This window comes from Pseudomonas sp. YuFO8 (assembly GCF_035065025.1).
In the GTDB taxonomy this organism is placed as follows: Bacteria; Pseudomonadota; Gammaproteobacteria; order Pseudomonadales; family Pseudomonadaceae; genus Aquipseudomonas; species Aquipseudomonas putida_AE.
Map to the genome: position 1 here is coordinate 53,292 of NZ_JAXDEQ010000033.1, position 15,114 is coordinate 68,405.

Annotated in this window: 11 protein-coding genes, 1 tRNA gene and 1 pseudogene; 9 read left to right on the forward strand and 4 right to left on the reverse strand. The window is 60.3% G+C overall.

The genetic code is table 11. The features are described from left to right. Positions 1-58: 58 nt before the first annotated feature. From rpoD to SOP95_RS23900, 3 genes are all read left to right on the forward strand, one after another. Positions 59-1,906: an RNA polymerase sigma factor RpoD gene (rpoD, locus tag SOP95_RS23890; RefSeq protein WP_274077733.1), complete on the forward strand. Its 1,848-nt coding sequence runs from the start codon at positions 59-61 to the stop codon at positions 1,904-1,906. A 122-nt stretch (positions 1,907-2,028) separates the two neighbouring features. Beyond that, positions 2,029-5,775 carry a bifunctional diguanylate cyclase/phosphodiesterase gene (locus SOP95_RS23895; protein WP_323608541.1) on the forward strand — a complete coding sequence of 1,249 codons (3,747 nt, stop codon included), beginning with the start codon at positions 2,029-2,031 and terminating at the stop codon, positions 5,773-5,775. Positions 5,776-5,788: 13 nt separating this feature from the next. Next, positions 5,789-5,865 (forward strand) — tRNA-Ile (locus SOP95_RS23900). Positions 5,866-5,937: 72 nt separating this feature from the next. Here SOP95_RS23900 and SOP95_RS23905 read toward each other — a convergent pair. The 4 genes and pseudogenes from SOP95_RS23905 to SOP95_RS23920 form a co-directional block, all read right to left on the reverse strand. Beyond that, the gene (locus tag SOP95_RS23905) at positions 5,938-6,243 is read right to left on the reverse strand and encodes an XRE family transcriptional regulator (protein ID WP_323608547.1); all 306 of its coding nucleotides are present in this window, start codon (positions 6,241-6,243) and stop codon (positions 5,938-5,940) included. Continuing rightward, positions 6,236-6,425, reverse strand: a pseudogene (locus SOP95_RS23910) (type II toxin-antitoxin system RelE/ParE family toxin); the annotation flags it as partial. The gene SOP95_RS23905 and the pseudogene SOP95_RS23910, both read right to left, overlap by 8 nt. A gap of 10 nt (positions 6,426-6,435) precedes the next feature. Further along, on the reverse strand, positions 6,436-7,077 hold the full coding sequence (locus SOP95_RS23915; RefSeq protein WP_323608542.1) for a site-2 protease family protein: 642 nt from the start codon (positions 7,075-7,077) through the stop codon (positions 6,436-6,438). Between the two features lie 74 nt (positions 7,078-7,151). After that, positions 7,152-7,805: a hypothetical protein gene (locus SOP95_RS23920; RefSeq protein WP_323608543.1), complete on the reverse strand. Its 654-nt coding sequence runs from the start codon at positions 7,803-7,805 to the stop codon at positions 7,152-7,154. 218 nt (positions 7,806-8,023) lie between these two features. On the opposite strand from SOP95_RS23920, the gene SOP95_RS23925 reads away from it, so the two are divergent. From SOP95_RS23925 to pqqB, 6 genes are all read left to right on the forward strand, one after another. Beyond that, on the forward strand, positions 8,024-8,485 hold the full coding sequence (locus SOP95_RS23925) for an Lrp/AsnC family transcriptional regulator (protein WP_274077737.1): 462 nt from the start codon (positions 8,024-8,026) through the stop codon (positions 8,483-8,485). A 288-nt stretch (positions 8,486-8,773) separates the two neighbouring features. Then, entirely contained in the window at positions 8,774-10,456 is a 1,683-nt protein-coding gene (locus SOP95_RS23930) for a flavin monoamine oxidase family protein (RefSeq protein ID WP_323608544.1), read from the forward strand. Between the two features lie 12 nt (positions 10,457-10,468). Further along, complete coding sequence (locus SOP95_RS23935) at positions 10,469-11,263, forward strand: carbon-nitrogen hydrolase family protein (RefSeq protein WP_323608545.1); 795 nt, start codon at positions 10,469-10,471, stop codon at positions 11,261-11,263. 48 nt (positions 11,264-11,311) lie between these two features. Continuing rightward, positions 11,312-13,735 carry a pyrroloquinoline quinone biosynthesis protein PqqF gene (gene pqqF, locus SOP95_RS23940; protein WP_323608546.1) on the forward strand — a complete coding sequence of 808 codons (2,424 nt, stop codon included), beginning with the start codon at positions 11,312-11,314 and terminating at the stop codon, positions 13,733-13,735. 158 nt (positions 13,736-13,893) lie between these two features. Beyond that, positions 13,894-13,968, forward strand: a complete 75-nt coding sequence (pqqA, locus tag SOP95_RS23945) for a pyrroloquinoline quinone precursor peptide PqqA (RefSeq protein ID WP_003444522.1) — start codon at positions 13,894-13,896, stop codon at positions 13,966-13,968. 80 nt (positions 13,969-14,048) lie between these two features. Next, entirely contained in the window at positions 14,049-14,960 is a 912-nt protein-coding gene (gene pqqB, locus SOP95_RS23950) for a pyrroloquinoline quinone biosynthesis protein PqqB (protein WP_274077741.1), read from the forward strand. Positions 14,961-15,114 lie beyond the last annotated feature (154 nt).

The window sequence follows — 15,114 nt, forward strand, 5'->3', positions numbered from 1 at the left end:
TCAGGTATAATCCTCGGCTTGTTTTTTGCCCGCCAAGACCTTCAGTGGATAGGGTGTTATGTCCGGAAAAGCGCAACAGCAGTCTCGTATCAAAGAGTTGATCACACTTGGTCGTGAGCAGGGCTACCTGACTTACGCGGAGGTCAACGACCACCTGCCGGAGGATATTTCAGATCCGGAACAGGTGGAAGACATCATCCGCATGATCAACGACATGGGGATCAACGTATTCGAGGTTGCGCCAGATAAGGATTCCCTTATGCTGGCCGACGCCGATACCGACGAAGCCGCGGCCGAAGAGGCAGCTGCTGCGTTGGCAGCGGTCGAGACCGACATTGGTCGCACTACCGACCCGGTGCGCATGTACATGCGCGAAATGGGTACGGTCGAGCTCCTCACTCGTGAAGGCGAAATCGAAATCGCCAAACGTATTGAAGAGGGCATCCGTGAAGTGATGAGCGCAATCGCGCACTTCCCTGGCACGGTTGATCATATTCTCTCCGAATACACTCGCGTCACCACCGAAGGTGGCCGCTTGTCCGACGTCCTGAGCGGTTATATCGACCCGGACGATGGTATTGCGCCGCCTGCGGCGGAAGTACCGCCGCCGATCGACGCCAAGGCCGCGAAAGCGGATGACGATGCCGAAGACGATGACGCCGAAGCTTCCGATGACGAAGAAGAAGCCGAAAGCGGTCCGGATCCGATCATCGCCGCCCAGCGTTTTGGCGCTGTCGCCGATCAGATGGAAATCACCCGCAAGGCGCTGAAAAAGCACGGTCGCCACAACAAGCTGGCAATTGCCGAGCTGTTGGCACTGGCCGAACTGTTCATGCCGATCAAACTGGTTCCGAAGCAATTCGAAGGCCTGGTCGAGCGTGTGCGCAGTGCCCTGGATCGTCTGCGTCAGCAAGAGCGTGCAATCATGCAGCTCTGCGTTCGTGATGCGCGCATGCCGCGTGCCGACTTCCTGCGCCAGTTCCCGGGCAACGAAGTCGACGAAAGCTGGTCTGACGCACTGGCCAAAGGCAAGAGCAAATACGCCGAAGCCATTGGTCGCCTGCAGCCGGACATCATTCGTTGCCAGCAGAAGCTGACCGCGCTGGAAACCGAAACCGGTTTGACGATCGCCGAGATCAAGGACATCAACCGTCGCATGTCGATCGGTGAGGCCAAGGCCCGCCGCGCGAAGAAAGAGATGGTCGAAGCGAACTTGCGTCTGGTGATCTCCATCGCCAAGAAGTACACCAACCGTGGCCTGCAATTCCTCGATCTGATCCAGGAAGGCAACATCGGCCTGATGAAAGCGGTAGACAAGTTCGAATACCGTCGCGGCTACAAGTTCTCGACTTATGCCACCTGGTGGATCCGTCAGGCGATCACTCGCTCGATCGCCGACCAGGCCCGCACCATCCGTATTCCGGTGCACATGATCGAGACGATCAACAAGCTCAACCGCATTTCCCGCCAGATGCTGCAGGAAATGGGTCGCGAACCGACCCCGGAAGAGCTGGGCGAACGCATGGAAATGCCTGAGGACAAGATCCGCAAGGTATTGAAGATCGCTAAAGAGCCGATCTCCATGGAAACCCCGATCGGTGATGACGAAGACTCCCATCTGGGTGACTTCATCGAAGACTCGACGATGCAGTCGCCAATCGATGTCGCGACCGTTGAGAGCCTCAAGGAAGCGACTCGCGAAGTGTTGTCCGGCCTCACTGCCCGTGAAGCCAAGGTACTGCGCATGCGCTTCGGAATCGACATGAATACCGACCACACCCTCGAGGAGGTTGGTAAGCAGTTCGACGTGACCCGTGAACGGATTCGTCAGATCGAAGCCAAGGCGCTGCGCAAGCTGCGCCACCCGACGAGAAGCGAGCACTTGCGCTCCTTCCTCGACGAGTGACACCAGAACCCCCGGCCCAGGCCGGGGGTTTTGTTTTGTGCAGATTAAATCCCCCGCACCACCCCACCCGCCGTTTTGCCCGTCTACACTCGAAACATTCCCCGAGCCATAACGAGACCGTTATGCCCAGACTGCCGACCGTGTTTTTTTTGCTGTCGCTGATTTCCTGGACCGCAACGGCTGGCGCGCTGACTCTAACCGACGAAGAACGTAGCTGGCTTGCGGCCCACCCGGACCTGCGCCTGGGTGTCGATGCGTCCTGGCCCCCCTTTGAGTTTCGCGACGACCAGGGGCGTTACCAGGGCCTTGCGGCAGATTATATCGACCTGATTCGCGAGCGACTGGCCATCAAGCTCACACCCATCGAGCCCGTGAGCTGGACGGTCGTGCTGGACCAGGCCAAACAAGGCAAGCTGGACCTTTTGCCGGGCATCATGTCGACCCCGGAACGCCAGGCCTACCTGTCATTCACCCGCCCCTACCTGGATTTCCCGATCGTCATCCTGGCGCATGTCGGAGGCGCCCAGCCGCGTAAACTCAAAGACCTGTACGGGCTGAAAATCGCCGTGGTGGAAAACTACGCGCCCCACGAACTGTTGCGTACCCACAATCCCGATCTGAACCTGGTGGCGATGCCCAACGTCAGTTCAGCCTTGCAGGCGCTGGCCACCGATGAAGTGGACGCCGTGGTAGGCGATCTCGCCTCCAGCATCTGGAGTTTGCGCCAGCTCAAGCTCGACGGGCTGTATGTCAGCGGCGAAACCCCCTACCGCTATCAGTTGGCCATGGGCGTACCACGGGACAACAAGATGTTGGTCGGCATCCTGGATAAAGTCCTGGCCGACATGTCGCCTGCTGAAATCAGCTCGATCCAGGAGCAATGGGTGGGCAACGTTCTCGATCACCGAACATTCTGGTCCGATCTGCTGATCTACGGCCTGCCTGGGCTACTGCTGCTGATCCTCGTGCTGGCTGGAGTGATCCGCGTCAACCGTCGCTTGAGTTCGGAAATCGCCCGCAGGGTCGATCTGGAGCAGGAACTGCGCAGCAGCGAATACCATTACCGCGGGCTGGTGGAGAGTCTGTCGGCCATCGCCTGGGAAGCGCGGATGAGCGACTTCACCTACAGCTATGTGTCGCCCCACGCCGAAGACCTGCTCGGTTACCCTCTGTCCCACTGGTTGATCCCCGGCTTCTGGCGCAACATCATCCACCCCGCCGACCTCACCCGCGCGCAGAGCTTCTGCGACCACGAAGTGCTGGCCGGGCGAGACCACAGCCTCGATTACCGGGTCATCACCGCTGACGGGCGTTGCTTGTGGGTCCGCGACATCGTCAGCCTGATCGAACACGGTCATGAGCCGGTGATGCGCGGCCTGATGATCGACATCAGCGAAACCAAGCGCACCGAAGAAGCACTGCGCCAGTCTGAACAGAAGTTCGCTTCGGTATTCCAGCAATGCCCGGACATCCTCGTGATCGCACGCCTCAGCGACGGCTGCCTGCTGGAGGTCAACGAGGCGTTCGAAGATCAGATCGGCCTCAGGGCCGAGGACGTTATCGGCCAGACCGCCACCAACCTCAACATCTGGGGCATCCCGGGCGTCGGGCCCGGGCTGCTGCAGCGCTTACAGGCCGGCAGCATCCGCAACCTGGAGATGCCCTTTCGCCGCAGCAATGGCCAAGTGTTCACCGGCCTGATCTCTGCCGAACCGTTCGACCTCGACACGACCCCGGCGCTGGTGGTCGTGGTGCGCGACATCACCCAGCTCAAGGAAACCCAGCAACAACTGCAAACCTCCGAAGAGAAATTCGCCAAGGCGTTCCACGCCTCGCCGGACGGCCTGTTGCTGTCCCGGCAAAGCGATGGCCTGCTGATCGAGGTCAACGAGGGCTTCAGCCGCATTACCGGTTTCAACAGCGCAATGTCCGTGGATCGCTCGGCTCTGGACCTGGGGATCTGGGTCAACCTCAACGAACGTAAACAAATGCTCGACCTGTTGCACCGGGACGGTTTCGTCCGAGACTTCAGCTGCCATATCCGCCGCAGCGACGGGCAGATCCGCCTCTGCGAGGTCTCCAGTCGTCCGCTGCCAATCGGTGACGACGACTGCATGCTGACCATTGCCCGGGACATCACCGAGCGCCACCTGATGCAGGAAAAACTGCAACAGGCCGCCACGGTATTCGAGAGCACCGCAGAAGGCGTGCTGATCACCGATACCCAGCAGCACATCAGCGCAGTCAACCGTGCCTTTAGCGAAATCACCGGCTACAGCGAAAGCGAAGCACTGGGCCACACTCCGCGCCTGCTTGCCTCGGGCCTGCATGACAGCGCGTTCTACGCCGCCATGTGGCATCAACTGACCGCCGAAGGTCATTGGCAAGGCGAGATTTCCAACCGACGCAAGAATGGCGAACTCTATCCGAGCTGGCTGACCATCAGCGCCGTGCGCAATCGCGAAAATTTCATCACCCACTTCGTGGCCGTGTTCGCCGACATTTCCAGCCTCAAACACGCCCAGGCCAAACTCGACTACCAGGCTCACCACGACCCGCTGACCGGCCTGCCCAACCGCACGCTGTTCGAGAGCCGTTTACTCAACGCCCTCAATCACCAGAAGGAAAACGGCGGCCAGGGGGCGGTGCTGTTCCTCGATCTGGACCGCTTCAAGCACATCAACGACAGCCTCGGCCACCCGGTCGGCGATCTGTTGCTCAAGGGCATTGCCGTGCGCCTCAAGGACCAGTTGCGCGACATCGACACCGTCGCGCGCCTGGGCGGCGACGAATTCATCATCCTGCTCCCCGGCCTGCAGCAAGCCAGCGACGCCGACAACATCGCCACCAAGCTGCTCAACTGCTTTACCGCGCCGTTCCAGGCCGGCGAACATGAGTTTTTCATCAGTTCCAGCATCGGCACGAGCCTGTACCCCAAGGACGGCTGCGACGTGGCCACGCTGATCAAGAATGCCGATGCGGCGATGTACCGCTCCAAGGCCAAGGGCCGCAACCGTGTCGAAAGCTATACCTTCGACCTCACCGCCCAGGCCAGCGAGCGCGTGGCGCTGGAGCACGAACTGCGCCGCGCCATCGAGCGCAATGAACTGCACCTGTGCTACCAACCCAAGATCAGCCTCGAGGACTATCGCCTGGTGGGAGCCGAAGCGCTGATTCGCTGGCGTCATCCGACCTTTGGCGACGTACCGCCCGAACATTTCATTTCGCTTGCCGAAGAAAACGGCATGATCCTGCAGATCGGCGATTGGGTTCTCGAGACCGCATGCCGGCAGATGTTTGAATGGAACCAGATGTACGAAGGCCTCGGCCCGCTGTCGGTCAACCTCGCCGGTGCCCAGCTGCGCCAACCAAACCTGCTGGGGCGCATCGAGCAGCTGCTCAAGGACAACCGCCTCAACCCCGGCTACCTGCAACTGGAAATCACCGAAAATTTCATCATGAGCCAGGCCGAAGAAGCGCTGGCGGTGCTGCACCAACTCAAGCACCTGGGCGTGCAACTGGCGATCGACGACTTCGGCACCGGCTACTCCTCGCTGAGCTACCTCAAGCGCCTGCCGCTGGACATTCTCAAGATCGACCAATCCTTCGTCCGCGGCCTGCCGGATGACCCCCACGACGCCGCGATCGTGCGCGCCATCATCGCCCTCGGCCGCAGTATGCAATTCACGGTCATCGCCGAGGGCGTCGAAACCCAGGCGCAGCAGCAATTCCTGGCCGCCGAAGGCTGTGAGCAGATCCAGGGCTACATCGTCAGCCTGCCCCTGCCCCCCGACGAATTTGCCGCAACGTTCCTTCGTACAGTAGTTTCAGATTTTTCGGATAGCACAGCCGCGAAACCATCGCTATAATCCGCGACCAATGGGGCCTATAGCTCAGTTGGTCAGAGCAGAGGACTCATAATCCTTTGGTCCACGGTTCAAGTCCGTGTGGGCCCACCAAACAAGAAAGCCGCGCAATGCGCGGCTTTTGCGTATCTGAAGGGTTCGAATCAGTCGCCATTGTCTAACCGCTCAGTTGGCAAAGTTCTCGATCTTTACCTGACCGTCCGGGAAGGTGGCAATGATTTCCAACTCGCCACCCATTGCGCGGATGTAGTTGCGCAAAGTACTGATGTACATGTCTGTACGCCGCTCCATCTTGGATATCGCCGCCTGGTTGACATGAAGTGTTTTGGCCAGCGAGTCCTGACTCAACGCTTGCGCCTGGCGCAACTCGTGCAATGGCATTTGAGCTCGCAGGTTCTGATGCAAAGCCTCGACACGCGATTGAGACTCTGGAGCTCGACGCGCCACCAAATCAGCAAATTTTTTAGCCATTTTCATAGCCCTCTTTCTTCAATGTTTCCAAGTGCTCGTCGAAGATACGCTCGGCTAGCGGCACATGGTCCGTATACCAACGCTCCTGGCCGGTTTTATCACCCCCGATCAGCAGAATCGCGCAGCGCCGTCCCGAACGCGTACAGCACACGGTACGGCCTGCCAGCGTGTTGGACCCTAACGCAGGCCTATTCAAACATGTAACACGGGTATCGCCTGCACCGCCCGCAGCCGCTCAAGCATCTGCCCCGTCAACACGACCTCATACGTATCCGCCGCCCGCCCCCACTGCTCGACGATAACCATGCCGCCCACCAAGGCCGCTGCCAGTTCGGTAATGGTCCCGGACAGTTCTTCCACGATGTCTTGAGTCCGCTGCCACGCGCGATCCGTCAGAATTTTAAGTTCAGCGGTTATACGCTCGGACGCCGCCGGATCGGTCTCGGGATAAAGCAAATTGCGCAGTAGATGCTGCAGCTCCCTGATCTTTGCGTAATCCTGCTCCGCCCCCTGCTCTCCCTTGAGGATGGCTGTGGCTTTCGACTTGTCGACGCGTTGCCCGGCTGAAGATTTTGCAGGCAGTGTCTGCGCCATTGCGCCAGCCAGAAGGACGATCATCCGGGCCTCCAGATGTTGCTTCATGGCCTCCATCGAAGAAATCGCCCGCACCAGGCTAACGGACGCCCCGCCGTGATGCCGTAAGTCCATGGTCACTGTCAGGCTCACGCTACCCGTGGCAAAACCCAAGGCACGGGCGACGACGTAGTGGCCCATTTCGTGATGGGCAATCTCCCAGGCACGAGCCCGTACAGCAGGAGGCATTTTCTTCGACATGACCTGTCCCTCGTGTCACGACCACAATTGAGCTGTCATACATCACAGACCAAATGCGGACTCCGGGTCAATCATCAAAACCTGAATCGAACCAGGGTGCGCCAGAGGTTTTTCCACACCGAGCGTTTGTGTTTCTTCCAGTTGCGTTCCCACCATTCATCTTCATTCACCGCGCGCGCCTCGATGTCGCTGCCTGTCACCGCCGCTGCGTGCTGGCGAAACAGCATGGGAAATACACAATGTTGTTTGATCTGCCGTTTGAACAGGACATCGACTGGTACTCCGACGTAGGGAGTTTGGGCCAGCACCCTGCAGCCTTCGCGGGAGAGGATGTAGGCGTGCAGTGCCACCACGTTGCCGCGGGCAATGAACGGGAACCATGTCAGCCACGTACGACCCATGCTGTACCCCAGGTGCAACGCCTCAAACCTGTTACGGCGAATGAACCGGTTCACCCAACGCACCTGTATCGGATGAAGCCCATAGGGCTTGGCATCGTCCTCGAATATCAACACCCGTTGCCAACCTTCGGCCAGGACTTTTCTGGCCAGTGCCTGATGTGATTCGTAACAGCCTCGGATCGGTTCGCTGTTGCGCTGGGCAATGAAGAACTCGATCGGGTTTGAAATGAGCGTTGCGACGCTGCTTCGGAACAGTTGCCGCCGGTCATGGCGCTCACTCAAGGATATGCAGTACACCTGATCAACATCGAACGAGACCCTTTCCATTCGCCCCTGGCACCTTAAGACCTCTCCGCGACCCGACGTCACGGAAAGAATCAATGATCGGCAAGGGGGTCCTGCCACGTATGTCAGACACGTCCTGAAATGGCGTTGGCTTTTCTGATCGATATCGCCCACGGTCAGCAGGATGTTGGCGTCGCGAGCGCTGCGGGGGATGTGCCTGTAACATGCCTGCACATTGATCCAAGCCGCTGGAGACCGCCTTGCCCGACATTCGCCCGCCCGTTCTCGACGAAATCGACCGTCAGCTGATTGCGGCCCTGCAGATCAACGCCCGCGAAAGCGTGGCCATGCTCGCCCGGCAACTGGGCATCGCGCGCACCACCGTCACGTCGCGCCTGGCGCGGCTGGAAAAGGCCAAGGTCATCACCGGCTACGGCGTGCGGCTCGGCCAGCGCGTGGTGGATGGCGGGCTGCAGGCGTATGTGGGGATTACCGTGCAGCCGCGTTCCGGCAAGGAGGTGTTGCGGCGCCTGAGTGCGATGGCCCAGGTGCAGCAGTTGTGTGCGGTGAGTGGAGAATTTGATTATGTGGCCTGGTTGCGCAGCGATTCGCCGGAGCAGCTGGATGAGTTGCTGGATCAGATTGGCAGTGTGGATGGGGTGGAGAAGACGACAACGTCGATCATCTTGAGCAGCAAGATTGATCGGGGGCAGCCGGTTTAAGATTTTTCCTGTGGTTATGGCTGTCTGGCTGGCCTGCAAAGAACCTGTAGGAGCTGGCTTGCCAGCGAAGGCGTCCGGACCATCAACACAAGATTCAAAGGCCTCATCGCTGGCAAGCCAGCTCCTACAGTGGTCAGTGTGCGCAGTTATCTCGTCATACTGATCAGAAATCTGGCAAAACGACGACACTTTGCGTCTTATTAACGTGTTCGGTGCTCTCTAGAATGGCTGGCATCTTTTCCTATACTCAGATGCGCATTCCGCGTCGGGTCGCCAGCAAGGTCAGCCATGAACAAGAACAATCGCCATCCTGCAGACGGTAAAAAACCGATCACCATTTTCGGTCCGGACTTTCCTTTCGCCTTCGACGACTGGATCGAACACCCGGCCGGCCTGGGCAGCATTCCCGAGCACCATCACGGTGCCGAAGTGGCGATTGTCGGCGCCGGTATCGCCGGGCTGGTGGCCGCATACGAGTTGATGAAGCTGGGTCTCAAGCCCGTGGTCTATGAGGCCTCGAAGCTGGGCGGGCGCCTGCGCTCCCAGGCGTTCAATGGCACCGACGGCATCGTCGCCGAGTTGGGCGGCATGCGCTTCCCGGTATCGTCCACCGCGTTCTATCACTATGTCGACAAGCTGAACCTTGAAACCAAACCCTTCCCCAACCCGCTGACACCGGCCTCCGGCAGCACCGTCATCGACCTGGAAGGCAAGACCCATTACGCACAGAAACTGGCGGATCTTCCTGCACTGTTCCAGGAAGTCGCCGACGCCTGGGCCGATGCCCTGGAAGCGGGCTCGCAGTTCGCCGATATCCAGCAGGCCATTCGCGACCGCAACGTACCGCGCCTCAAGGAGCTGTGGAACACCCTCGTGCCGTTGTGGGACGACCGCACCTTCTACGATTTCGTGGCCACCTCCGAAGCCTTCGCAAAGCTGTCGTTCCATCACCGTGAAGTGTTCGGCCAGGTCGGTTTCGGTACCGGTGGTTGGGACTCGGACTTCCCCAACTCGATGCTGGAAATCTTCCGCGTGGTGATGACCAACTGCGACGATCACCAGCATCTGGTGGTCGGAGGCGTCGAACAGGTACCACAGGGCATCTGGCGCCATGTCCCTGAGCGCTGTGTGCACTGGCCGCAGGGTACCAGCCTCAAGTCGTTGCACAGCGGCGCGCCACGTTCCGGCGTGAAGAAGATCGCCCACGCGCCGGACGGCCGTTTTGCGGTCACCGACAACAACGGCGACACCCGCGAATACGCCGCGGTGCTGACTACCTGCCAGAGCTGGCTGCTGACCACCCAGATCGAATGCGACGAAACCCTGTTCTCGCAGAAGATGTGGATGGCCCTGGACCGCACCCGTTACATGCAGTCGTCGAAAACCTTCGTGATGGTCGACCGCCCGTTCTGGAAGGACAAGGATCCGGAAACCGGCCGCGACCTGATGAGCATGACCCTGACCGATCGCCTAACCCGCGGCACCTACCTGTTCGACAACGGCGACGACAAGCCCGGGGTGATTTGCCTGTCGTATTCGTGGATGAGCGACGCGTTGAAAATGCTCCCGCATCCGGTGGAAAAACGCGTGAAGCTGGCGTTGGATGCGCTGAAAAAGATCTACCCGAAAGTCGACATCGCCGCGCGCATCATCGGTGATCCGATCACCGTGTCCTGGGAAGCCGACCCGCATTTCCTCGGCGCCTTCAAGGGTGCCCTGCCCGGCCACTATCGCTACAACCAACGCATGTACGCGCATTTCATGCAGGACGACATGCCGGCCGAACAGCGCGGGATTTTCATCGCCGGCGACGACGTTTCGTGGACCCCGGCCTGGGTCGAAGGCGCGGTACAGACCTCGCTCAATGCGGTGTGGGGCATCATGAAACACTTCGGCGGTGCAACTCACGCCGAGAATCCGGGTCCAGGAGATGTGTTCAACGAAATCGGCCCGATCGCCCTGCCCGAGTAAGAGGAATCCGAAATGCGCGTAGCCCTTTACCAATGTCCACCGTTGCCCCTGGATGTCGCCGGCAACCTTCAACGCCTGCATCAGCTGGCGCTGGAGGCAAAGGGCGCCGACTTGCTGGTACTGCCGGAGATGTTCCTGACCGGCTACAACATCGGCGTCGATGCCGTCAGCGTGCTGGCGGAGGTACACAACGGTGAATCGGCGCAACAGATCGCGCGCATTGCCAAGACCGCCGGGATAGCCATCCTGTATGGCTATCCCGAACGCTGCGAAGACGGACAGATCTACAATGCCGTGCAACTGATCGACGCCAATGGCGAGCGCCTGTGCAATTACCGCAAGACGCACCTGTTCGGTGACCTCGACCGTTCGATGTTCAGCGCCGGCTCGGACGACTTCCCCATCGTTGAACTCAATGGCTGGAAGCTCGGCTTCCTGATCTGCTACGACCTCGAATTCCCGGAAAATACCCGCCGCCTGGCCCTGGCCGGCGCCGAACTGATCCTGGTACCGACGGCCAACATGATCCCGTTCGACTTCATCGCTGACGTTACCGTCCGCGCCCGGGCCTACGAGAATCAGTGCTACGTGGCTTATGCCAACTATTGCGGGAGCGAAGGCGATATCCACTACTGTGGCCAAAGCAGCATCGCGGCACCGGATGGCAGCCGCATCGCCCAGGCGGGACTCGATGAGGCGCTGATTGTCGGTGAGCTGGACCGCCAGTTGATGCTCGACTCCCGCGCAGCCAATCGCTACCTGATCGATCGCCGTCCCGAGCTTTACGGCGCGCTGAACAAGCGCTGAGCCACCGTTATCCGCTAGCATTGGCACTTCTCTGTCCTGGAAGTGCTCATGCCTGCGCTGAATCCCCCTCGCCCCCACACTGAAACCCTGGCCAACGGCTTGCGGGTGACGCTGCGTCATGCCCCGGATTTGAAGCGCTGCGCGGCGGCGTTGCGGGTTGCCGCCGGCAGCCATGATGTGCCGTTGGCCTGGCCGGGCCTGGCGCACTTTCTCGAACACCTGCTGTTTCTCGGCACCGAGCGTTTTGCCGCTGACCAAGGGTTGATGGCCTTCGTCCAGCGCCACGGCGGCCAGGTGAATGCGCAAACCTGCGAACGCCACACCGATTACTTTTTCGAGTTGCCACCCCAGGCGTTTGCCCAGGGCCTGGAGCGGCTGGCGGACATGCTCGCCCATCCGCGCATGAAGCTGGATGACCAGCACCGGGAACGGGAAGTGCTGCACGCGGAGTTCATCGCCTGGTCCCAGGATGCCGCGGCGCAGCAGCAACTGGCACTGATGGACGGGCTTAGCGACGCTCATCCGTTGCGCGGTTTTCATGCGGGCAACCGCGACAGCCTGCCGGTGCCGCAACCCGAGTTCCAGCAGGCCTTGCAGGATTTTTTCCAGCGCTATTACCAGATCGGACAAATGACCTTGAGCCTTGCCGGCCCCCAGAGCCTTGATGAATTGAGGCTGTTGGCCGAAGCGTTCGGCAACGTCATTGCCAACGGCGAGAAGGTCCCGCAACAAGCCCCGACGCCGCTGATGGCAGGCGCGAGCAATAGTTATCAACAGGTCGGCGAGCATCGGCTGGACCTGCTGTTTGCCCTTGAAGCACTGCCCGACTCATCCGCCGAAGCGCTGGGCTTTCTGTGCCATTGGCTGAACACCGCGAAATCCGGTGGGCTGCTGGCTGAACTGCGCAAACAGGGCCGAGTTGAAAACCTCAAGGCGCGCGCCCTGTACCAATTCGCCGAACAAGCCTTACTGCACATTGAGTTCACCCTGCCCGCCAATGCTTTGGCGAGCGAGATTGGCGAGCAATTGCGGGACTGGCTGAGCTTTTTCGCCCAACAGGACTGGCGCGGGTTACGCGAGGAATACGCGGCGCTGCGCCAGCGCCAGACAAGTAGTGCCTTGCAACTGGCTCGTCAGGACATCGAAGAGCGCGAAATAGACTTATCCGAAGTCGGTGTTGCCGCCCTCAAGGTCATTCTGGAAAAAATCGGCGCTGTGGATAACTTCAACGGCCCGTGGCAACTCCCCGCGCCCAATCCGTTCCTGCGCACCGAAGCTGCGCCTCCAGGGGCCGGCTTGATTCGCGGACAAACCAGCGCCCACCGGGGCCTGCGCACCTTTGCCCAAGACCGCTCACGCAGCCGCCGCGAACGTTCGCCGATGCAGTTCAGCCAGGCGCTACCGGAAAACGGCGCTGAAGCTGCGCTGTACCTGCGCTGGCGCCTGGACGCGGCCCCCGGCACCAGCCTTCAATCGCGCCTGGAAAACACCCTGCAAGCGCTGCGTGAAGACGCAAGTGAAGCCGGCGTGGATTTTTCCTTCGCTGCGTCGGGCAATCAATGGCTGTTGAAAATGACCGGCCTGCAAGCGCGAATGCCGTCCATACTCGAACACGCGCTGAACCTGCTGACCCAGCCTGATGCAGGGCTGTCACCGCCATCACCGGCCCGCCCCGCCTTGATGCCGATTCGACAGCTACTCAAGGTGCTGCCCGATCACTGCCTTGAGCCATCGGTTGAATCCGACAACTTGGCACAACTGTGGTCGAGCGCTCGCTGGACTGGCCTGGCGAGCGGTTTTTCTGCGCAGACTCAGGCGGCCATGGGCCTGGCATTGAGTCGCGTGCCGGGCGCAGCGGATACGCAACAGGCACCGGCACCGTCAATCCATTCGCAGCACCTGTGGAGCAGCGTGACGACCCACTCCAGCGAACACGCGCTGTTACTGTTCTGTCCGACAGCCACCCAGGATCTGGCCGACGAAGCCGCCTGGCGGTTGCTCGCCCATCTCTGTCAGACGCCGTTCTATCAGCGCCTGCGGGTGGAATTGCAATTGGGCTACGCGGTGTTCAGTGCCCTGCGACAGATCCACGGGCAGACCGGGCTGCTGCTGGGTGTGCAATCGCCGAATGTGGCCGCTGCGGAGCTCTTGCAACATATCGAACAATTCCTGAACGGGTTGCCGGCGCTGATCCAGGCCCTCGACGAAAGCGCCTTCATCAGCCAGCGCCAGACCCTGGCCGATCAGTTTTCCAGCGCCGCCCTGCCAACAAGCCAAGCCGCCGAATTGCTCTGGCAGGGTAAATTGGCCGGCCGCCCGTCGGATTATCTGACGCAGTTACCCCTGGCCATACTCCTGACCGACCGCGGCGCACTGCTGGCCGCGATCCAGCGCCTGAACCGGGCCGAAGGCGGCTGGCGCTGCCTGGCGAACAACCCTGCACCCGGAGCGCCTTGGCAAGCGACAAAATGATCATTACCCAGACGGTAAGGAGCTTTTTCAAAGTTTCACGGGCAATCCCTGTGAAATTTTGAGTAACATAGCAGCCTAACTATTTGGAACATCTCTGACTGGAGGTGGACTATACATATAGATAGCGCTGTCCAACCTTACATGAAGGAGTTCAACTGATGGCCTGGACCAAACCGGCTTACACCGACCTGCGTATCGGCTTCGAAGTCACCATGTACTTCGCAAGCCGTTGATCTCTGCCCTGGCAGAATGCAGCACAACGCCTCGGTTATCCGAGGCGTTTTATTTTCAGCGTTGAAATGATGGAGCGCCCATGTTTGTCCAGATCCTAGGTTCCGCCGCTGGCGGTGGTTTTCCCCAGTGGAACTGCAATTGCGAGAACTGCGCAGGTTTTCGCAACGGCAGCCTGCGGGCCCAGGCGCGCACCCAATCGTCCATCGCGATTTCCGATGACGGCGTGAACTGGGTGCTGTGCAACACTTCCCCGGACATCCGTGCCCAACTGCAAAGCTTCGCGCCCATGCAACCGGGACGTGCACTGCGTGATACCGGGATCAGCGCGATCATCCTGATGGACAGCCAGATCGACCACACCACCGGCCTGCTCATGTTGCGTGAAGGTTGCCCGCATCAGGTCTGGTGCACCGACATGGTCCACGAAGACCTGAGCACCGGTTTCCCGCTGTTCAACATGTTGACCCACTGGAACGGTGGCCTGAGCTGGAACCGCATCGAGCTCGACCAGAGCTTCAGCGTTCCGGCCTGCCCGAACCTGCGTTTCACCCCGCTGCCCCTGCGCAGCGCTGCGCCGCCCTACTCGCCGCATCGCTTCGACCCGCATCCGGGCGACAACATCGGCCTGATCGTCGAAGACCTCAATACCGGAGGCAAACTGTTCTATGCACCGGGCCTGGGCAAAGTCGACGCGCCGCTGCTGGAGATCATGGCCGCCAGCGATTGCCTGCTGGTGGACGGCACGCTGTGGGACGACGACGAAATGCAGCGCCGTGGTGTCGGCACCCGTACCGGCCGGGAGATGGGCCACTTGGCGCAGAACGGCCCTGGCGGCATGCTCGAAGTGCTGGAGCAGCTGCCAACGCAGCGCAAGGTACTTATCCACATCAACAACACCAACCCGATTCTCGATGAGGATTCACCGCAGCGGGCGGAGCTGGATCGGCGTGAAGTTGAAGTGGCGTATGACGGCATGAGTATTGTGCTGTAACTGACGGCCCCTTCGCTGGCAAGCCAGCTCCTACAGTTGACCGCATACCCCTGTAGGAGCTGGCTTGCCAGCGAAAGGGCAAGACCAGGCACCAAAGAATCCACCGGCTGTACTCCGGAGAACCCAGATGACCGACACCCCGATGTCCCCCGCC